The following is a 20097-nucleotide window of genomic DNA, read 5'->3' on the forward strand; positions in this document are numbered from 1 at the left end:
TGATACCAGAGCTGGCAAACCGCGAACCCCGGGGAAATCGCCGCATCCTTTCCCGCACCGGCCGATCGTTACGCTGCCTGCCCCTTTTTCCGCTTCAGCAACAGCACCAGCGCCACACAGCAGAGCAGAGCGACGAGGCCGTCGAACGCAAGCCCGGTCGCGTTGAGGCTCAACACGCTACCGACCAGCCCGATGCCGATCACCGGGACGGATATGGCAACGTAGGCGACCACGAAGAAGGTCGAGACCACGGCCGCCTTGTGCTCGTCGGGGCTGGCAGCCGCCACCGCGCCCAGCCCCGCGCGAAACGCGATGCCCTGGCCGACGCCGGCGACGATCGCCCCCAGCAGAAAGCCGGCCAGCTGTGCCCCGGCAATACCCCAGGCGACGATGACCACGCCGACGAGGAGAATCGCGCAGCCGATCGGCAGCCGACCGGTTTCCGGCAGACGTCCCTGGACCATCTGGCCGACCGTGGAGGCTAGAAACAGCACGCCGGCCACGAATCCGATCAGGGCATGGTTGGTATAGCCCAGCTCATCGCCCAGAAACGCCGGTGCGACGGCGGTAAAGAACCCGCAGACCATGAACCCGGCAAAGGCGGCGATCGCCGCCGGCACGAAGACGCCACGCACTTCCGCAGGTACCTTGAGCTTCTGCACGCTGAGCCGGATGCGCTCGGGCCGGTCGACGGTCTCCGGCGCGCGCCAGACGCAGATCACCGCGACGACGGCCAGAATCAGATGAACGATGAACGGCAACGCCAGCGGCATGGGAAAGAGCGCAGCCAGGACGCCCGCGAGGATCGGCCCCAGACCCAGCCCGCCCATGTTGGCGGCGGTCGCCACCAGCGTGCCGTAGCGTTCCCAGGAGGCGGGCACCAGCTCCATCACCGCGACGGTCGCGGTTCCGGTGAAGATGCCCGCGGAGACGCCGGAAAGCACGCGGCCGGCCAGAATCATGCCGAGGCCGTCCGCATGCCAGAACACGAGATCACTGAGCGCGGAGGCGACCAGGCCCGCGAACAGCAGCGGCCGGCGGCCGAGCTGGTCCGACCAGCGCCCGGTGATCAGCAGCGCCGCGATCACACCGGCAGCATAGACTGCGAAGATGACCGTGATCATCAGCTGGGAAAAGCCGAATGTCTGCTGGTAGAGCGGATAGAGCGGCGTCGGCAGCGTGGTGCCGATCATCGTGGTCGCGAAGGCGAGCGCGGCGCCGAGAAACGTTCCCGCGCGGCGCGAGTCGTTGCCTTGGGAATCGGTCATGGTGAGCAGCATCCTTGCCGGTCGTCGGATCTCGCCGGCGCGAAATCCGAGGTAGAGTCAGGCTCGTTCCGTCTCGACGAGACTTCGGTGGTGAACACTCGATGTACAGCGTACCAGTATAGACTTTCGTACTGGCGTGATTGATCGATGCCATCGAAATGCCGCTTCCGAGGGCGAGCCGCCGGTAACGCGTGACCGCGGCCGTGCGCCCCGGCGCATCGGAAATCCCGTTCGCCAGCGTTCTCCCTCGTCACGAATCGCCTGTCACGGCGGCGCTCCTGCCACGGCGCTTTCCGTGTCATGCGCTTTCCATGACATACTAGGCGGCTTCACGCATTGCCGAACGGCCGCTCTGTCATGTCGCAAGCCTCATCGACGCCTCGTCACTCCGCTCATCCGTCGTCCCAGCCTCTCGGCGGCGCCAGTCCGACGCCCAGCGCGCAAGGCACGCTCTACATCGTCTCCGCCCCTTCCGGCGCGGGCAAGACCAGCCTGGTGCGAGCGTTGCTCGAGCGCAACGCCGCCATCGGCGTCTCGGTCTCCCACACCACCCGCGCCATGCGCCCGGGTGAGGAAGATGGCGTCAATTACCACTTCGTTACACCGGAGGCGTTCGAGGCCATGGTCGAGCGTGGCGAGTTCTTCGAGCACGCCTGGGTGTTCGATCGCCACTACGGGACTTCGCGGGTCGAGGTCGAGAAGCGACTGGCAGTCGGCGAGGACGTGATTCTCGAGATCGACTGGCAGGGCGCCAGGCAGGTCCGGGAGCTGGCACCGGAGGCGGAGTCGATCTTCATCCTGCCGCCCTCGCTGGCGGCGCTGCGCGAGCGCCTTTCCGGGCGCGGTACCGATGACGACTCGGTGATCGAGCGGCGCATGCGCGACGCGGTCAGCGAGATGTCGCATTTCGACGAGTACGAGCACGTCGTCATCAACGACACGTTCGACCATGCGCTGACCGAGCTCGAGTGCATCGTTCACGCTCGGCGCTCGCGGTTGGACAAGGTCAGAGAGCGCTACGCCCCGCTGCTGGCAGAACTGCTTCACGGCGTGGAGTGACGTGACCTCGCCGTGCCGAACGCTTGTCAGTCGTGACGAGACTCCAGTAGACTGCACGGTCCCGCAAAGGTCCCTGAATCGATCCGCCGAGCGTCGGCCGGATCCGGGGCATTTGCCTCACTTTCGCAGCAGGGTTATCACCATGGCACGAGTGACCGTCGAAGATTGTCTTGACCACATCGAGAACCGTTTCAAGCTGGTGATGATCTCCTCCCAGCGTGCACGTCAGCTCTCTCGCGGCTCCCGCGATGCGCTGCTGCCGTGGGAAAACGACAAGCCGACCGTCATGGCGCTGCGCGAGATCGCCACCGGCCAGATCGACGAGAGTATTCTCGACGAGCCGGTCGAAGCCGCGCCGCCGCGTCCGCGCCCTGAGCCGAGCCACGACCTCGATATCTGACTCCGACTCCGGCGGCCTCCCTCAAGGCCGCCGGAACCGTCTCGGCGGACCGAGAACGATCTCGCCGAGACTCACGGTTTCCGAGGACACGAATCTCTCGATCCGCAACCTCCGATCCACGATACTCGGTCCTTGACGTATCGATCCTCGACAACGGGCGCGCTGCATGTTCACCATCGATGACCTGGCCGATCGCCTCGGTGGCTATCTCCCCGTGGAGGAGATACAGCAGGTCAGGCGCGCCTTCTACTACGCCGAGCAGGCCCACGACGGCCAGACCCGCCGCTCCGGCGAGCCCTACGTCACCCATCCGCTCGCTGTCGCCAACATCCTTGCCAACATGCACATGGACCATCAGAGCCTGATGGCGGCCATGCTGCACGATGTGATCGAGGATACCGGCATTACCAAGGATGCCTTGGCGGGCCAGTTCGGCGAGGCGGTGGCGGATCTGGTCGACGGCGTCTCGAAGCTGACCCAGATCACCTTCGAGGACAAGGCGGTCGCCCAGGCCGAAAACTTCCAGAAGATGGTCATGGCGATGTCGCAGGATATCCGCGTGATCATCGTCAAGCTCGCCGACCGTCTGCACAACATGCGCACGCTCGGCGCGCTGCGCCCGGACAAGAAGCGCCGCATCGCCCGCGAAACGCTCGAGATCTACGCGCGTATCGCCGGCCGCCTGGGCATCAACACCATTCGGGTCGAGCTCGAGGATCTTTCGTTCCAGGCGATCCACCCGATGCGCGCCGAGCGCATCAAGCGCGCCGTGGCGCGCGCCCGCGGCAACCGCCGCTCGACCATGCGCCAGATACAGGACAGCCTGCAGCGCCGTCTCGACGAGGATGACCTGGTCGGCAGCGTCGTCGGCCGGCAGAAGCACCTGCTATCGATCTACCGCAAGATGCACGACCAGCGCAAACCGTTCGCCGAGATCATGGACGTGTTCGGTTTCCGCATTATCACCGACACCGTCGACAACTGCTATCGCATCCTCGGCGCGGTCCATAACCTCTATAAACCGGTGCCGGGGCGCTTCAAGGACTACATCGCCATCCCCAAGGCGAACGGCTACCAGAGCCTGCACACGACACTGTTCGGCCCGAGCGGCATGCCGATCGAGGTGCAGATTCGCACCCGCGAGATGGAAGCGATGGCCAACAACGGCATCGCCGCCCACTGGCTCTACAAGGCGGGCCAGACCGAGCGCCCGATCGCGGCCGGCAGCCACGCCCGCGCCCGCGAATGGGTGCGCGGACTGCTCGAGATGCAGCGCCACGCCGGCGATTCGCTGGAGTTCATCGAGCACGTCAAGAACGACCTTTTCCCGGACGATGTCTACATCTTCACCCCCAAAGGCGACATCATGGAGCTGCCTCAGGGGGCAACGGCGGTCGATTTCGCCTACAGCGTGCACACCGATATCGGCAACAGCTGCATCGCCTGCCGCATCGATCGGCACCTGGCGCCGCTATCGACGCCGCTGGAGAGTGGTCAGACGCTCGAGATCATCACCGCCCCCGGGGCGCGGCCCAATCTGGCCTGGCTCAACTTCGTGATCACGGCCAAAGCGCGTTCGGCGATTCGCCACGCGCTGAAGAATCAGCAGCGCAGCGAGGCGATTCAGCTCGGTCGACGCCTGCTCAATCGCGCGTTGGGCGGCTTCGAATCCAGCCTCGAGACGCTGCCGGAGGGCCGGCTGGCGGCGCTGCTCACCGAGCTCGACCTGAAGGCCGAAGACGACCTGCTCGAGAGCATCGGCCTCGGCACGCGGCTGGCACACGCCACGGCGCGCCGCCTGATCGACAGTGCCGCCGATTCCACGGATGCCGAGACCTCGCAGCATGACGACTCGCCCCACAGCGGGCCGATCGTCATCAACGGTTCGGAAAGCATGGCGATCAGCTTCGGTCGCTGCTGCTATCCGCTACCGGGCGACCCTGTCGTCGGCCATCTGTCGATGGGCAAGGGAATCGTGGTGCACCGCCACGACTGTGGTAATCTCGAAGAGCTGCGCGACGATCCCGACAAGCTGGTCTCGCTGACCTGGTCGAAGCAGATCGACCAGGACTTTCCGGTGCCGCTGCGCATCGAGGTCGAGACGCGGCGTGGATTGATCGCCGAATTGGCCAGCCTGATTACCGACGCCGATGCCAACATCGAGCGCATCGGCATCGAGGAGCGCGGCGCCCGACTCTCGATCGTCAATCTGACGATCATGGTCAAGGGCCGTATCCATCTGGCACGGATCATCAAGCGCCTGCGGAATCTGAATCACATCGGACGCATCGTTCGCGCCAGAAGTTGATTGCTGAACCACTGCCCCGCCGTGGCATGCCACGGCGGGGCGTCGTTTTTTCGTCATCTCGTTTATGTGACGAAGAACTCATTCAAAAGACTGTTTAACGACACCCGATTTTTCGACATTCGTGCCGAATGAATCGGCGAGCAGGATGACACGCAGGCACTGCCGCAAAGGCATCCATATAACGCTGGAGGGTACGCCATGAGTAACAAAGCCGTTATCAACACCGACAAAGCACCGGCCGCCATCGGCCCCTATTCGCAAGCGATCAAGTCCGGCAATACCGTCTATCTTTCCGGACAGATTCCGCTGGATGGCGAGACGATGGAGCTGGTATCGCAGGAGTTCGAGGCCCAGGCGCGCCAGGTCTTCACCAATCTTTCCGCCGTATGCCAGGAAGCCGCCGGTTCCCTGCAGGATATCGTCAAGCTCAACCTCTACCTGACCGATCTCGACAACTTCGCCGTGGTCAACAAGGTGATGGAAGAGTTCTTCCAGCCGCCGTTCCCGGCTCGCGCCGCCGTCGGCGTCAGCCAGTTGCCCAAGGGCAGTCAGGTCGAAGCCGAAGCCGTCATGGTGATTGGCGACTGAGCAGCGGGCGTGAGCACGAGCCTGCGCCTCTTCTTCGCCCTGTGGCCCGACGACGCCAGTCGCCGGGCCCTGGCCGCCGAGGCCGAAAACCTGGCACCTCGCTGCGGCGGCTATCCGCTACCGGCGGAGAACCTGCATATCACGCTGGCGTTTCTGGGCAGCGTCGACGCCTCGCGGCTGACGCCGCTGCTCGAGCTGACTCAGACATGGCCAGCGCTGGAAAGCGTCTGGACGCTGGATCGGCTCGGCCATTTCCCTCAGCCGCGTATCGTCTGGGCAGGCGGCGCGGCCGCTCCCGCGCTATCCGCCCTGTATGAGGCGCTCTGGTCGAGACTCTCCAGCCACGGCTTCAAACCGCCGCACCGCGCGTTCACACCGCACGTCAGTCTGGTACGTCAGGCCACGCGTCCTGCATCGAGGTCGTCGCTTGCGACCTCGATTCAGTGGCGCTTCGATCATCTGGCGCTGGTGGCGTCTGCGCGTGGGGAGAGCGGCTCGCGCTATCGAACGCTGGCACGAAGCCGTGCACCGCAGGCGCACGACTTCGACTGACGCGTCCGATCAGGCCTTGGCCTTGTCCGAGGCGAGAAAACCGCCCTGTTGGAGCACGTCTTCGTAGCCTTCCCTAAAGGTGGGGTAGCGAAAGGCGTAGCCGGACTCCAGCAGGCGCGCGTTGTTGCAGCGCTTGCTGGAACGGCGGCGCAGCGGTGACTGAATGACCTCGTTGGCCTCTACCTTGAGGCGCTTGGCGATCCACGCCATGACCTCGTGCAGCGGTGCGGAATCACTGTCGCTGGCGAGATAGACCGGCTCGAGAGACTTGCCGTCGACGGCGCGCTGAATCAGGTGCGCCATGACGCCGGCACAGTCATCGCGGTGAATCCGGTTGGAGTACATCGGCGGATTGGCGGCGGCGATGCGCCCTTCGCTTACCTGGCGGATCAAGCGATCGCGACCCGGCCCGTAGATGCCGGAGAAGCGCACCACCGTGCCGGCAAGCTCATTGTCCAGCAGGGCCTGTTCGGCCTCGCGCATCAGGGTGCCGGAGAAGCCGCTGGGCTCGGTAGCCGAGGTCTCGTCGACCTCCTCGCCCTCCTGCTGACCATAGACACTGGTCGAGGAGACGAAAAAGACATGCTGCGGCGGCTTCTCTCGCCCGCTGAATGCCTGGATGACGGCTTTCAAGCCCTGCGGATAGGCCGCTTCGTACGCCGCCTCCTCGAAGCGGTCGGCGGTCACGGCGTAGACGAGGATATCCGCGTCCGGCAACGCGGCGAGCGCCGCTTCATCAGTCACGTCGAGAGCGACCGGCTCGATGCCGGTGCCGTCGAGCGCCGCCACGTTGCGACGCCCCCCGATGACGCGATGACCGGCATCGCTCAATTGCTTCCCGAGCTGCGTGCCGATATCGCCGCAGCCGAGAATTAATGTGGTTTTCTTCACCTTTCCCTGGCCTCTTGGTAAAACATCCTTGTTAACTCGCCCGTGAAGACACGAACGACCACGAGAGACGATCTCGGGACGGACACGTCAAAGACGCGCCCGGCGCTAATCAATCAAGACAATCGGGTCAGTCAAGACAATCGAGCTGTGCAAGCGAGCCGCGCAATCCAGCATTGCCTTCACGCTTTGCGGTACCCTGTGCCAATTCGCTGCAGTCTGCGCTGGAACGTTGTCTGACCCAGACTTCTGAACCCTGTCTCTGGACAATAGGGGAGCCTTTCGGTCCCGCCACATGACTCTAACAGAACTCCGCTACATCGTAACCTTGGCGCAAGAGCGTCATTTCGGTCGCGCCGCCGAGCGCTGCTACGTTTCGCAGCCGACGCTCTCGGTCGCGGTCAAGAAACTTGAGGACGAGCTCGGCATCGCGCTGTTCGAGCGCTCCAAATCCACGGTTCAGGTCACGCCGCTGGGCGAGCGTATCGTCGAGCAGGCGCACCGAGTCCTCGAGCAGGCGACGCTGATCAAGGAGATGGCGACCGAAGGCAAGGATCAGTTGATCAGTCCGCTGCGGATCGGCGCGATCTACACCATCGGCCCCTATCTCTTCCCGCATCTGATTCCGGCACTCTCGCGCATCGCCCCGCAGATGCCGCTCTATATCGAAGAGAGCTTTACCGGCGTGCTGCGCCGAAAACTGCGCAGCGGCGAGCTCGATGCCATCTTCGTGGCGCTGCCGTTCAACGAGCCCGATGTCGTCACCAAGACGCTCTACGAAGAGCCCTTCGAGGTGCTGCTGCCGGCCGATCATCCGTGGACCGAAAAGACCGCCATCGACAAGGAGGACCTGCTGACCGAACGCCTGCTGCTGCTGGGCGAAGGACACTGCTTTCGCGATCAGATTCTGGAGGCCTGCCCGGCCATCAGCGCCCAGCTCAATAACCCCGAAAACACGCTGATCGCAGAGGGCGGCTCGCTCGAGACGATCCGCCACATGGTCGCTTCCGGGCTCGGCATCACGGTGCTGCCGAAGCTCGCCATCGGCACCAGCCATTATGAAGGTGGACTGCTCGAGAGCCGGCCATTCAAGGGCGATGTGCCCACACGCAGCGTGGCGCTCGCCTGGCGTGCCAGCTTCCCGCGGCCCAAGGCGATCGACGCGCTGATCCAGGCGATCGATCAAATTCAGGGTAGCGACGTCGAGGCCGCATGAGCCTCGACGAATCGGTCGCGTCGCTCTCCGGCGTCGGCGAGGCGCTGGCCGAGAAGCTCTCACGTCTGCGTATCGAGCGCGTCGCCGACCTGCTGTTCCACCTGCCACTACGCTATCAGGACCGCACCCGCATCACGCCGATCGGCACGCTACGTGCCGGCGTGGAAGCGGTCGTCGAAGGCGAAGTCAGCGCTGCCGATGTGGTGCGCGGCCGACGCCGCAGCCTGCTGGTGCGGCTCAAGGACGGCTCCGGCATTCTCAGCCTGCGCTTCTTTCACTTCTCGCCGGCACAGCAGAAGCAGTTCGTCAGGGGTGTGCAGGTGCGCTGCTTCGGCGAAGCCCGCGCCGGCAGCACGGGGCTCGAGATCTATCATCCGGAATATCGCCTGGTTCAGGCCGATTCCGCCCCGGTCGAAGAGCATCTGACGCCGATCTATCCCGCCACCGAAGGCCTGGCACAACCACGCCTGCGGGCGCTGATTCAGCAGGCACTGAAGCGCCTCGAGGCGGAGCCGACGGCGCTGCCGGAGTGGATTCCCGAATCGCTGCGCGGGCGTTTTCGCCTGCCGAGCCTGATCGAATCGCTGCGCTACCTGCATGAACCGCCGCCCGATGCCCCGCAGGAGCGCCTCGCCGACGGTCGTCATCCGGCGCAGCGACGCCTCGCCCTGGAAGAGCTACTCGCCCATCAACTGAGCCTGCGTCAGGTGCGGCTGCGTATCCAGACCGACGGCGCCCCGGCGCTCGCCGCCGCGAGCCATTTGCAGGCACGCTTTCTGACCCAGCTGCCGTTTTCGCTCACCCGCGCCCAGAGTCGCGTGCTCGAGGAGATCGGCCGCGATCTCGAGCGCGAAGTGCCAATGCTGCGGCTGGTGCAGGGCGATGTCGGTTCGGGCAAGACCGTGGTAGCGGCCATGGCGGTGTTAAATGCCATCGCTGGCCATTGCCAGGCGGCGGTAATGGCGCCCACCGAGATTCTCGCCGAGCAGCATTTCCGCCAGTTTCGCGCCTGGTTCGAACCGCTCGGCATCGAGGTCGGCTGGCTCGCAGGCAAACTCAAGGGCAAGGCGCGGCTCGATACCAAGGCGGCCATTGCCGACGGCCGCGTGCAGGTTGCCGTTGGCACCCACGCGCTGTTTCAGGATGACGTTCACTTCCACAAGCTAGGTCTGGCAGTCATCGACGAGCAGCATCGTTTCGGCGTGCACCAGCGACTGGCCCTGCGCCAGAAGGGTGAAGCCGGCGGTCTGACGCCGCACCAGCTGATCATGACCGCCACGCCGATCCCGCGAACGCTGGCGATGAGCGCCTACGCCGATCTCGATCTCTCGGTGATCGACGAGCTGCCGCCGGGGCGCACGCCGGTGCACACCGTCGCCGTGCCCGACGAACGCCGCCCGGAAGTGATCCAGCGCATCCGCAACGCCTGCGCCGAAGGCCGTCAGGCCTACTGGGTCTGCACCTTGATCGAGGAGTCGGAGGCGCTCACCTGCCAGGCGGCGGAAGTCACCCGCGATACGCTGGTCGAAGCGCTGCCGGAACTCAACGTCGGCCTGGTTCATGGACGCATGAAGGCCGCCGAGAAGGGTGACGTGATGGCCGCGTTCAAGGCCGGCGAGCTGGACCTGCTGGTCGCGACCACCGTGATCGAGGTCGGTGTCGACGTGCCCAACGCCAGTCTGATGATCATCGAGAACCCGGAGCGTCTCGGGCTCTCCCAGCTCCACCAGCTACGCGGTCGCGTCGGGCGTGGCAGCGTCGACAGCTACTGCGTGCTGCTCTACCACCCGCCGCTCTCGCACCACTCGCGCGAGCGGCTCGGCATCCTGCGCGACACCACCGACGGCTTCAAGGTCGCCGAGAAGGATCTCGAACTGCGCGGCCCTGGAGAAGTACTCGGCACCCGCCAGACCGGCCTGGCACAGATGAAGATCGCCGACCTCGAGCGCGACCGCGACCTGCTCGACACCGTCACCGCCCTGGCGCAAGCGCTGCTGGAAGAGGCCCCGGACGTCGCACCGGCGCTGATCCAGCGCTGGCTGGGCGACGAGGCAGGGCGGTATGGGCAGGTGTGAGGTCGGTACTCAGGCCGCCTCCGCGACGGCCTTCTCCTCCTGGGCCATCTGCGTCTGTGTCTCGATCAACCGCGCCGCGGCTTCGCTCATCGGCACGAGCTGGCGGCTGATGTGGGCGAGCTGCGCCTGAATCAGGCGACGTTCGTCGTCGCTTTCGTCCTGGGCACTGGTCGGCTCCTGCTCGAAGACGGCAATCAGTTCGTTCTGCGCCGACTTGAAATCTGAAATGGTCTGGCGCGTTGTCAGCGCGGCGGCGATGGTGTCGAAGGCATCGGCAAGCCGGCGCGCAGCGGCGTAGATGTCGGCGTCGGCCTCGCTCGGCGTCAGCGTGCCGCGATGTGCGCCCAGCGCGGAGAGGTAACCCAGCAAGGTGTGCGAGACGACGAGGAAACGAAAGCCTTCGTCGGCATCCTTCTTGCGGTAGTGGCCAGGCTCTTGAAGCATGTTGGCAAGCACGGTGGAGAGCGCGGCATCGGCGTTGTGGGCGTTGCGCCGCGCCAGTCGGTACGCCAGGTCGTCCTGCTTGCCGGCTTCGTACTGATGGATGATCTCGCGCAGATAGGCGCTGCTGCCGGAGAGCGCCGCACCGGCTACCTTGTTGAGTCGCCGCCCCTGCCAGTCAGGCAGGATGAAGAAGACCGCGAGCCCCGAGATCACCGCGCCGATGAGCGTGTCGATCAGGCGCGGCATGATCAGGTCGAAACCGTCGCCGACCTGATTGAAGCTCGCCAGTACCAACGTGGTGATGGCGGCGGTGGCGATCACGTAGTGCTTTTCGCGATTGGCGAAGAAGACGACGCCGGCAACGATGGCGATCAGCGACTGCATGAGCGGATCGGGAAACAGGCTGATCAGGGCCCAGCCGACGACCAGCCCCAGTATCGTGCCGATGATGCGCTGGCGCAGAAAGCGTCGCGTGGCGCCGAAATTGGGTCGGCACACGAATAGCGTCGTGAGCAGGATCCAGAAGCCCTGCGTCGGATGCACCAGATGCAGCACGCCGTAGCCGACCAGCAGCGCAATCGGCAGGCGCAGCGCATGGCGGAAGGTCGGCGAGCCCGGCGTCAGGTTGAGGCGCACCCGTTCCCAGGCGTCCTTGAAGCTGCGCGGGGAGCGGTTGAACAGGCTCGCGTCCTGCTGATCGGCAACCGCGTCGGGATTGTGCGCGCTGGAGAGCTGATCCTCGAGCGTGGCCAGGTTGCGCGCCAGCGCCTGCAGCGAGCGCAACAGCGGTGTCCACGCCGGATTGCGCTGAGCGCGCAGATAGACGATCGAGGCGCGCAGATCCTCGAGCGCCTGCTCGCTCAAGCTATGGTCGAACGGCTGACGCAGCAGCAGCGCCTTGCCAAGCCGCTTGCAGGCTCTGCCCTGCTGATCGAGCAGGCGCTGGCAGCGGAACAGCACGTCGTGGTGGAAGAAAGTCTCGGCCAGCGCCGAATAAGGGTAGTGCGAGGCGCTGACGCGTTCGTGAATGTCCTGAGCGATGAAGTAGAGCCGCAGGTAGCGGTTGAGCTTGCGGCTGCCGCGCTGGCCCTCGAGCCGGCGAAAGATCATCTCCTTGGCCTGGTTGAGCGCCATGACCACCCGGCCGTTCTGACGCGCCAGTGCCACGCGCCGGGCTTCCACGTCGAGCCCGCGCAGTGGCTCGAACAGGGTAGCCTTGATGATCAGATACTCGCCCAGCTCACGGTAGAGCTGCGCCATGCTCTGCTTGACCGGCTGGCGCGAGAAGAGCAGACACCAGATGACCGAAATCAGGCCATACCAGGCCGCGCCGGCCACCAGCAGCAGCGGCTGATGCCAGAAATTTCCCTCGGTGGCGCCACCATGCTGTTCGATATTGATCATCGAATAGACAGAGAGAATCAGCGTGGCGGAAGCGATGGTGGCATAGCGCTGCTCGATGGCGCCGAGCATGATCAGCACGAACGCGGAGAGCGCCAACCCCGGCGCGAAAAGCCAGGGCCAGGGAAACAGCAGCTCCACCGAGGTAGAGGCGACGAAAAAGCAGATCAGCGTGACCAGCAGCGCGCGCACCCGGCCTTCCCAGTTGTCGTCGGTCTCGGAGAGTGCGCTGGCGATGATGCCGAGAAACAGGGGAATGGCGAGCGCGATCTGATCGAGAGACCAGCTCAGCGCGATGGCACCGCTGAAGGCGAGGAAGACACGAAAGCTGTAGGCGAACTTGTCGAGCGTCCAGAGACGGCGCAGCGAATGAGACAGCGAATCGGAAATCTCGGCTTCTCCAGGGTCTTGGCTATCGGGGCACGATAGCCTGTCAGGCAAGAAGTTGACAGGCACCTTGAGTCGAAGAGCGAAGACGAACTCAAGGGCTCGGCATCCGTTCTCGTCATGCCGAGCCGGCATGACGGATTAGACTTTAGTATAACGCCACCACGCTGATCGATCATCCGCTCGACAGCGCTTTATTCCCTCGTCCTTGTCCGGCACCATCGCTCACTTCCGCCTGCGTATCCGACCCTCTTCGGGCGCTTGCGATCCCGACCGCCACCGTTTTCTGGAGCGCCATGGTCTTCCCCGTTCGTCCGGCTCGTCGTCTATTTCGAATCCTTGGCCATGGCGTGCGTGGCGTCGCCTTGATCGTCACTATCGGCTGGGGGATTCTCGCGCTCCACTTCGAGCTACCCGGCGCGCACGGCGTGATGATATCGACCCAGGCCGTCTGGTGCCTCATCGGCGGCATCGCCCTGCTGGCGCCGCTCTGGCAGCGCGCACGGCCCCATCTCGCGCTGGCGGCACGCTGCAGCTTCGTCATTGCGCTGGTCGCCATCGTCGCCTGGTGGCAGGGTTTGATGCCGCGCAACGACCGCGACTGGGCCCCCGACGTCGCCCGCCAGCTCTCCTATGAACGCAACGGCAACCAGGTGACGCTGCACAACGTGCGCGACTTCGAGTGGCAGACGCCGGACATCGCGATACCCCGCTGGGAAACGCGCGAATACGATCTCTCGCAGCTCGACTCGGTCGACATGATCGTCTCCTACTGGATGGGCCCGGCGATCGCCCACACCCTGGTCAGCTTCGGCTTCGACGATGGTCGGCATCTGACCTTTTCGGTGGAGATCCGCCGCGAGAGCGATGAAACGTTTTCGATCAGCGGCGGCTTCTTCAAGCAGTTCGAAGTCAATCTGATCGCCGCCGACGAAAACGACATTCTGCGCCTGCGCAGCAACGTCAGAGGCGAGGATGTCTATCTCTATAACGTGGGGCTGTCGCCCGAGGCGCGGCGGGAGCTGTTTCTGGCCTATCTCGACGAAGCCGACGACCTGCGCGCAAACCCTGAGTTCTACAACACGCTGACCAGCAACTGCACCACCATCGTCTTCGACATGGTCGACAAGATCGTGCCGGGACTGCCCAAGGACATCCGGCTGATTCTTTCCGGCTATCTGCCGGCCTACGTCTACGACGTGGATGGCCTGGACACGCAGCTGCCGCTCGAAACGCTGCGCCAGCGCGGCTATATCAACCCGCGGGCCCAGGCCGTGCCTTACGATGCGGGAAGCGAAGCCTTTTCGCGTGCCATCCGCGACGGTGTGCCGAAGGCGCAAACGAAAGAGGCAGAGCCGACGACGTGAACCAGATAACCCGCCTTCGCGATGCCATCGAGAACCGCGTCGGTCATTTGACCGGACGCACGCTCGGCGGCGTCGACTACACCCAGCCAAAAGGCGATCCGGGGCTTTTCGGCCCGCAGACGATCGCCTGGCAGGTTCACGGCGACTTCACCTCGATGATGTGCGGCGGGGTCAGCGCGCTGCTGCTGCAGATGCTGCATCCACTGGCGCTGGCCGGTGTCTGGGATCACTCCAACTTCCGTCACGACATGATCGGCCGGCTCAGACGCACCAGCCAGTTCATCGCCGTGACCACATTTGGCGCCCGTGACGATGCCGAGCGCATCTTGGAGCGGGTGCGCAGAGTCCATGAGGGTGTCCACGGTAACGCCGCCGACGGCACGCCGTATGCCGCCAGCGACCCCGACCTGCTAACCTGGGTGCACGTCGCCGAGATGAGCCGGTTTCTCGCCGCGCATCTGCGCTATCGCAATCCGCGCCTCAGCCTCGCGGATCAGGATCGCTACTTCGACGAGACCGCCCGCGTGGCCGAAGCGCTGGGCGCCCGCCACTTGCCGAGAAGCCGCGCCGCAGTCGATGCCTATCTCGAACGCCAGCGCCGCAATCTGGTCTGCGATGCTCGCACGCGCGATGTCATCGACGTGCTGCTGCATGCACTGCCGCCGAGCCCGATCATCCGCCCGGCCGGTGCGCTGTTCATGCGCGCCGGGATCGATCTGCTGCCGCCCTGGGCGGCGACGCTACTCAGCCTTGAGATGTCTACGCCGGAGCGCCACGCGGTGAGAGCCGGCATCCGCACCATTGCCCCCGTCATGCGCTGGGCGGTGCGCAGCGGCTCCTATCGTCGCGCCATGGAGCGGATGCAGGCCAAGGCCAAGGAAACGCAACAGTAGCGCCAATGACGCGACGATTACGTCGTGGATTCGAGTGACGGCGCGTCGCGGCGTACGTGATCGATCTTCAGCATCCGCGCGATCACCTTGTCGAGCTCGGACTGATCGAAGATCTTCTTCCAATCGTCGCGCAGGATGTTCTCGCGGCCGTAATCGATCGCGATCATGCAGGCGTCCGAGAACGGGTTGGTGCTGCGAAACGCCACCGCCAGCGCAATCTGGATATGCCCGTAGAGCATCGCCTCGGCGGCCTTCTGCGGCACCCCGGTGCGCGCCACGGTTTCGTCCAGCGCCTCCTTCATGAAGGTGCCGAACATGCAGGTGACGGTCTCCACCAGCGTCGGCTCGAGGTAGGCCAGCTGGGTCACGGTAATCCAGTGCACCTCGTCGACCGGGGCGTACATCACGCGGATCACCGCCTCCAGCGCCTCTCGTTGCGCATCGCTGCCACTCTCGAATGCCGCCGCCACGGACTGCGTGGCCGCCACGCCACCGAAGGCATCGGCGTGCTCCTCCTTGGTGTAGCGCTCGAGAAAAACCGACGGATGGCAGGGATGCGCCACGGCATAGTGCACGTCTTCACGCTGGAACAGCAGGTTGGCGTAGGCCGCTGCCGGGTCCAGTGTCAGTAGCGTCGCGCCCGCCTTCATCTGTGGCACAAGCGCCTCGGAAACCTTGCCGAGCACGATGTCCGGTACCGCCAGAATCAGCAGATCACAGTCGCCGATGACCGCCTCGATGCCGGCCACCTCACGCCCGGCGTCGCGTACGCGCTGCTGGCCCTCGGGCGCGTTCTCGCAGTAGTGCACGTTGAAGTCGCTGCGCGCCAGATTGTCCGAGATGCGCATGCCCATCTTGCCGCCGGCACCGACGACCACGATCGATCGATAGATTTGCGTCATGCTGAATGACTCCTCAGAAAGTTCAGGTTATGCCGAGTCCACTCGGACTCCAGCCGACAGGTCGTCTCTGCATCCGACTGCCAGGGCAGCCAGTGCTCGATGACCTGCGAGATACCGCGAGACGCCGGATCGACGCGCCGCATCATGGCGTCGAACGGCAGCTGCCCCTCGCCCAGCGGGCAGCCGATGAGCTGGAAACCGACCCAGCCGGCCGCGCGGGTGAAGTGGAAATCCTTGATGTGCAGATTGACGACTCGATCCGCGGTGCGCTCGATGACGGACTCGGGGCTTTCCAGCGCCGCCACGCAGTTGGCCGGATCGAGACACACGCCGATATGCGGATCATCGATGCGCTCGATCACGCCCATCAGCGCATCGACGCTGACCTGTTCATAGGTCTCCAGCGCCAGCGTCACACCCTGATCGCGCAGGCGGGGAAGCATCGCTTCCAGCCGCCGAGTCGCTTCCTCGGTGGTCGGCCGGTCGTCCCCGGCATACACCATGCTGCGCAACAGCGAGACGCCAAGCCGCTCGGCGATCTCGAGATAGCGCCCGAGGTGATCGCGCCCGAGCCCCTTGGTGCCGAGCTCGAGCGTGACGCCGAGGCGTTCGGCCTGAGCCCGCAGCTGCGCCAGACGCGCCGCGTCGAAGGCCTCGATCGCCGGGTAGTCGCAGATCTGGAACACATCGCCGCCGAGTGTCGCGGTCTCCTCGAGCATCGCTTCCAGCGACATCGGCTCCGCGACGCGATCCGATCCGCGCCAGAAGAAGGCGTAAGTGCTCAATCCCGTGGCCATGGTGACCCTCTGCTGATCCGTTGATGGGGGAGGCATCAGTGCCGCGCCATTGCCGGGCGCTGCGATGCCGAGACGCCGGGTCGCGGCTGGCGACTGATCAGCAGCATCAAAACACCCGCCATCGCCATGAACCCGCCGACCACGAACATCGGCAGGGTGTAGCTGCCGGTCAGATCATGCAGCGCGCCGGTCAGATAGCCGGACGAGAAGCCCGCGATATTGCCGATGGTATTGATCAGCGCCACGCCGGCTGCGGCCGCGGCACCGTCGAGAAAACGGGTCGGCAGCGTCCAGAAGTTGGGTAGCGCGGCGAAGATCGAACAGGCGGTGATGGTGATCATGGCCACCGTGGCGGCTGGCGAGTCCATGAACAGCGCCAGCGGCACGCTGACGGCGCCGGTGAACGCGGGCAGGGCGATGTGCCAACTGCGTACGCCGCGGCGGGTGGCATCGCGGGACCAGAAATAGAGCACGACGGCGGCCGGCAGGTAGGGAATGGCGGTGATCAGCCCCTTCTGCATCAAATCGAACGAGGTCCCGAACTGCGCTTCGAAGCCGCCGATGATCGTCGGCAGAAAGAACGCCAGCGCGTAAAGCCCGTAGATGAAACCGAAATAGATCAGACACAGCGCCCAGACCCGACCGCTGCAAAACGCCTGCTTTAGACCTTTCTTCTCGTGACTGGTCCCGCTCTTCTCGCGGGACTCCCCCTCGAGTTCGGCGGTCAGCCAGGCCTTTTCCTCGGCGGTCAGCCAACGCGCATCCGCGGGCCGGTCGACCAGATAGAACCAGGCAACGATGCCCAACACGATCGCCGGAATCGCCACGCCGAAGAACATGAAGCGCCAGCCCGCCAGCCCGAAGAAAGCCCCGTCATGCTGGATCAACGCTGCTGCCAGCGGCGCTCCGATCACCGTGGTCAGCGGCTGGGCCAGATAGAACAGCGCCAGAATCCGGCTGCGATAGCGTGCCGGCACCCACAGGCTCAGAAACAGAATCGCGCCGGGGAAGAAGCCGGCCTCGGCCACGCCGAGCAAGAAACGCAGAAAGTAGAGGCCGCCGGCGCTATCCACCCAGGTGAACAGCAGCGCCACGACGCCCCAGCTGACCATGATCCGGGCCAGCCACTTGCGCGCGCCGAAACGATGCAGCGCCAAGTTGCTGGGCACTTCCAGCAAGATGTAGCCGAGGAAGAAGATCCCCGAAGCGAAACCGAACTGGGCCGCACTCAGAGCCAGATCGGCATTCATGCCATTGGGCGCGGCGAAGGAGATCGCCGTGCGGTCGAGGTAGTTGACGAAGAACATCAGTGCCACGAAGGGCACGAGACGCCACGCCACCTTGCGAATGGCCGACGTCTCCACTGTCGATGTTGCTGCCTGACTCATGATCGCTTCCCCTCGGAGTTCGTTAGGGCTGTCATACGATCATCAGGTCATCATACCACTTCGACAATACGGCAAACGTCTTAGAGCCGATCGTGCGCCCGATTTCAGTCTGTCGAGATCGAGAGATCGCGCCAACGAAGCTTGATAACCGCGAATCCCGCAAGCGTCACGCTCTCGCCTGATACCAGTCGAGCCTGGAGTTCGGGCGCCGGCTGAAACCCATCATGCGCCGCTTCGAGCAGTGCCAAGTCGACGATATCGACCCGCTTCAGGCCCAGCATCACCGGCTCGGCAGCGAGGTTGACCATCCACCCTTCGCTGATACCCCTCGTTTCGGTTGCTGTTGGATTCGCCTCGGTGGCCCCAATCCGCCAGGCGAGAGTCGCCAGAGACGCGGGGCTGTTCGGGCTCTCTTCGAGTGGGCTGCGACAGAGTCTCTGCCCCGACGCTCGCGCCAGCCCCGCGATCACGTGCCCCACGGGGCGCAGCGGCATCTCGCCGATATCGAACGGCGGCCCCAGCGACGAGAACGTCAGCGCCTCGACGCCGGACTCGGCAGCACGCGCGGCGAAGCCTAGCGTCCACGCCGCCGCGAACTGGCCATGCTGACGCGGATCGTTGTCGCTCAGCGTGACTCGCTGACGGCCATCGTTGGGGGTGAGACTCTTGCCGTAGGGATTGGTCCAGGCGCCGATGACGGTGGTGGTGATGCGATAGGGAACGGTCGGCGCCAATGCGCGGCAGGAAGCGACGAGATACGGCACGCTCTCCAGCGCCTCCATCACCGATCGATCGTCCGCTGCGTGGACGATGGGCGAGACGGCATGGGTGATGAAGTCGATCGCGGCCGGATCGGGCCGGCAGCGATTGAGCTCGGTGAAGTAGGTCGGCACGCCGCCGCCGAGCGTCATCTCCGGCCAGATTTTACGCGCCGCCGCCAGCGCCTCCGCCGGCGATGTGCCCGCCGGCCAGTCACCATCCGGCTGATAGCTCTCGAGGTAGGCCGCCGGCGTGACCAACATTCCTGCTAGCGGGCGCTCCTTCACGTCGGGCAGCCGTTCGAGTCGCTGCGCCAACGCCGATAACGAGGCCTCTGGCTCATGATCCTCGCAGATCACATAGAACCACACCGCGATGTCATGCTCGGCAGCGATTGTCATCAGACCGGCCAGCTTGTCGATCGCCCGAGGCTTGCGCAGATCGAGCAGTACATCGAGATGCCGCGGCGCGACCGCGTCGAGCTGCCGGGCCAGGCGTTCGAGATCGTCCAGGCGATCCAGCCACACGCCGCAGCCGATGGAGGGCATGGTCAGCGGCGTTGGCGCATGGATGCTCGGCTCGCTCTCGCCCAATTCAAGCTCGGTTCTCGCCCCACCATTCAGCGAGACCGTCACTCGCTGGTTCAGCGTCTCACCCGCCTTCAGCACGTAGGGCGTCGGCCAGGCCAGCGGCCGGTTGTAGATCTTGAACGAGGCATCCGACCAGTTGCGCTGATCTTCCATCTCGAACACGTCGCCGTCGAAAGCGAGCGTGACCGTCAAATTAGGCGTGACATCGCGCGCCGGCGAGAGCTGGAGCTGTCGGATATCGAACAGCGGCTGCGAGGGGCTGATCAGCCAAGGCAGCCGAGCCGTTTCCTGCCGGCCATCCGTGTGCCAGACCTGAATCTCCTCGCCGACGATACCCGCGAGCGGCAGCAGCACGCTCAAGCCGCTACGCGCGGTGGTGAAATCGATCAGCGCGTCGAGGACGAGATCCACCGTGACATGCCGCTCACTCGCCTCGATAAGCAACCGCCCACGCAGCAGTGGCTTAGCGTTGGCGACCTCGTCAGCGTTCTGCGGCGGCAGATGGAAATCCTGAGTCAGGCTGGCGTGGCGATCCGTTATCGTCATCCGTTCGTCATCGACGACCGGCGCATGCGTGCCCCACTGCGGATCGCGCAGCACCGCGGCGATGCCGCGTACGACTTCAACATCGCCGACGGTTAGCCAGCGCAGGGCGCCCGATTGCCAGGCAAACGACACATCACCCAGCCGAACCTGGCGCAGCGCCGGCTCGGTTATCGCCGTGCCGTACTGCTGGGATGCCGCTGTTTCGTTCGCCGCCATGCGCTCGTCTCCATTCGTCGATGCGATTCGCGAAGCGTGTCGAATCGATGATG

At 64.8% G+C, this 20097-nt stretch carries 16 protein-coding genes; 9 read left to right on the forward strand and 7 right to left on the reverse strand.

Annotated elements, in window-relative coordinates:
* Positions 1–68 precede the first annotated feature (68 nt).
* Positions 69–1268: an MFS transporter gene (locus IE125_RS04865; RefSeq protein ID WP_189443511.1), complete on the reverse strand. Its 1200-nt coding sequence runs from the start codon at positions 1266–1268 to the stop codon at positions 69–71.
* 357 nt (positions 1269–1625) lie between these two features.
* Here IE125_RS04865 and gmk point away from each other — a divergent pair, with 357 nt between their 5' ends.
* The 5 genes from gmk (at position 1626) to thpR (ending at position 6175) form a co-directional block, all read left to right on the forward strand.
* The gene (gmk, locus tag IE125_RS04870; protein WP_189443512.1) at positions 1626–2327 is read left to right on the forward strand and encodes a guanylate kinase; all 702 of its coding nucleotides are present in this window, start codon (positions 1626–1628) and stop codon (positions 2325–2327) included.
* Positions 2328–2469: 142 nt separating this feature from the next.
* Positions 2470–2727, forward strand: coding sequence for a DNA-directed RNA polymerase subunit omega (gene rpoZ, locus IE125_RS04875; RefSeq protein WP_189443513.1), 258 nt, complete (start codon positions 2470–2472; stop codon positions 2725–2727).
* A gap of 166 nt (positions 2728–2893) precedes the next feature.
* Positions 2894–5035 carry a RelA/SpoT family protein gene (locus IE125_RS04880; protein ID WP_189443514.1) on the forward strand — a complete coding sequence of 714 codons (2142 nt, stop codon included), beginning with the start codon at positions 2894–2896 and terminating at the stop codon, positions 5033–5035.
* Positions 5036–5233: 198 nt separating this feature from the next.
* Entirely contained in the window at positions 5234–5623 is a 390-nt protein-coding gene (gene ridA / locus IE125_RS04885) for a deaminase RidA (RefSeq protein ID WP_189443515.1), read from the forward strand.
* A gap of 9 nt (positions 5624–5632) precedes the next feature.
* The gene (gene thpR / locus IE125_RS04890) at positions 5633–6175 is read left to right on the forward strand and encodes an RNA 2',3'-cyclic phosphodiesterase (protein WP_189443516.1); all 543 of its coding nucleotides are present in this window, start codon (positions 5633–5635) and stop codon (positions 6173–6175) included.
* 9 nt (positions 6176–6184) lie between these two features.
* On the opposite strand, the gene IE125_RS04895 is transcribed toward thpR, so the two are convergent.
* The gene (locus tag IE125_RS04895; RefSeq protein WP_189443517.1) at positions 6185–7066 is read right to left on the reverse strand and encodes an SDR family oxidoreductase; all 882 of its coding nucleotides are present in this window, start codon (positions 7064–7066) and stop codon (positions 6185–6187) included.
* 292 nt (positions 7067–7358) lie between these two features.
* On the opposite strand from IE125_RS04895, the gene IE125_RS04900 reads away from it, so the two are divergent.
* Together IE125_RS04900 and recG are read left to right on the forward strand one after the other, a co-directional pair.
* A complete protein-coding gene (locus IE125_RS04900; RefSeq protein WP_189443518.1) occupies positions 7359–8279 on the forward strand; it encodes a hydrogen peroxide-inducible genes activator in 921 nt (306 codons plus the stop codon).
* Positions 8276–10354 (forward strand): ATP-dependent DNA helicase RecG, encoded by a 2079-nt coding sequence (recG, locus tag IE125_RS04905; protein WP_189443519.1) that lies wholly within the window; start codon positions 8276–8278, stop codon positions 10352–10354. The genes IE125_RS04900 and recG overlap by 4 nt, the downstream gene beginning before the upstream one ends.
* Positions 10355–10363: 9 nt before the next feature.
* On the opposite strand, the gene yccS is transcribed toward recG, so the two are convergent.
* Complete coding sequence (gene yccS / locus IE125_RS04910) at positions 10364–12589, reverse strand: YccS family putative transporter (RefSeq protein ID WP_229808953.1); 2226 nt, start codon at positions 12587–12589, stop codon at positions 10364–10366.
* A gap of 293 nt (positions 12590–12882) precedes the next feature.
* Between yccS and IE125_RS04915 the strand changes: the two genes are divergently transcribed.
* Both IE125_RS04915 and IE125_RS04920 read left to right on the forward strand, forming a co-directional pair.
* Positions 12883–13953, forward strand: coding sequence for an Lnb N-terminal periplasmic domain-containing protein (locus tag IE125_RS04915; RefSeq protein ID WP_189443521.1), 1071 nt, complete (start codon positions 12883–12885; stop codon positions 13951–13953).
* On the forward strand, positions 13950–14846 hold the full coding sequence (locus IE125_RS04920; RefSeq protein WP_229808927.1) for an oxygenase MpaB family protein: 897 nt from the start codon (positions 13950–13952) through the stop codon (positions 14844–14846). Before IE125_RS04915 ends, IE125_RS04920 begins: the two co-directional genes overlap by 4 nt.
* 17 nt (positions 14847–14863) lie before the next feature.
* Here the strand turns inward: IE125_RS04920 and IE125_RS04925 are convergent, their stop codons facing one another.
* The 4 genes from IE125_RS04925 to IE125_RS04940 form a co-directional block, all read right to left on the reverse strand.
* Positions 14864–15748: a phosphogluconate dehydrogenase C-terminal domain-containing protein gene (locus IE125_RS04925; RefSeq protein ID WP_189443522.1), complete on the reverse strand. Its 885-nt coding sequence runs from the start codon at positions 15746–15748 to the stop codon at positions 14864–14866.
* On the reverse strand, positions 15745–16545 hold the full coding sequence (locus IE125_RS04930) for a sugar phosphate isomerase/epimerase family protein (RefSeq protein ID WP_189443523.1): 801 nt from the start codon (positions 16543–16545) through the stop codon (positions 15745–15747). Before IE125_RS04930 ends, IE125_RS04925 begins: the two co-directional genes overlap by 4 nt.
* A gap of 35 nt (positions 16546–16580) precedes the next feature.
* Positions 16581–17933 carry an MFS transporter gene (locus IE125_RS04935; protein WP_189443524.1) on the reverse strand — a complete coding sequence of 451 codons (1353 nt, stop codon included), beginning with the start codon at positions 17931–17933 and terminating at the stop codon, positions 16581–16583.
* Positions 17934–18037: 104 nt separating this feature from the next.
* Entirely contained in the window at positions 18038–20044 is a 2007-nt protein-coding gene (locus tag IE125_RS04940) for a D-apionate lactonase family protein (RefSeq protein WP_189443525.1), read from the reverse strand.
* Positions 20045–20097 lie beyond the last annotated feature (53 nt).

It is taken from the genome of Salinicola rhizosphaerae, from assembly GCF_014652715.1.
Classification (GTDB): Bacteria; Pseudomonadota; Gammaproteobacteria; order Pseudomonadales; family Halomonadaceae; genus Salinicola; species Salinicola rhizosphaerae.

Coding starts and splice junctions, on each gene's coding strand:
- IE125_RS04865 (WP_189443511.1), bottom strand. CDS start 1,268: ATGACCGATTCCCAAGGCAACGACTCGCGCCGCGCGGGAACGTTTCTC.
- gmk (WP_189443512.1), top strand. CDS start 1,626: ATGTCGCAAGCCTCATCGACGCCTCGTCACTCCGCTCATCCGTCGTCC.
- rpoZ (WP_189443513.1), top strand. CDS start 2,470: ATGGCACGAGTGACCGTCGAAGATTGTCTTGACCACATCGAGAACCGT.
- IE125_RS04880 (WP_189443514.1), top strand. CDS start 2,894: ATGTTCACCATCGATGACCTGGCCGATCGCCTCGGTGGCTATCTCCCC.
- ridA (WP_189443515.1), top strand. CDS start 5,234: ATGAGTAACAAAGCCGTTATCAACACCGACAAAGCACCGGCCGCCATC.
- IE125_RS04900 (WP_189443518.1), top strand. CDS start 7,359: ATGACTCTAACAGAACTCCGCTACATCGTAACCTTGGCGCAAGAGCGT.
- recG (WP_189443519.1), top strand. CDS start 8,276: ATGAGCCTCGACGAATCGGTCGCGTCGCTCTCCGGCGTCGGCGAGGCG.
- IE125_RS04915 (WP_189443521.1), top strand. CDS start 12,883: ATGGTCTTCCCCGTTCGTCCGGCTCGTCGTCTATTTCGAATCCTTGGC.
- IE125_RS04925 (WP_189443522.1), bottom strand. CDS start 15,748: ATGACGCAAATCTATCGATCGATCGTGGTCGTCGGTGCCGGCGGCAAG.
- IE125_RS04930 (WP_189443523.1), bottom strand. CDS start 16,545: ATGGCCACGGGATTGAGCACTTACGCCTTCTTCTGGCGCGGATCGGAT.
- IE125_RS04935 (WP_189443524.1), bottom strand. CDS start 17,933: ATGAGTCAGGCAGCAACATCGACAGTGGAGACGTCGGCCATTCGCAAG.
- IE125_RS04940 (WP_189443525.1), bottom strand. CDS start 20,044: ATGGCGGCGAACGAAACAGCGGCATCCCAGCAGTACGGCACGGCGATA.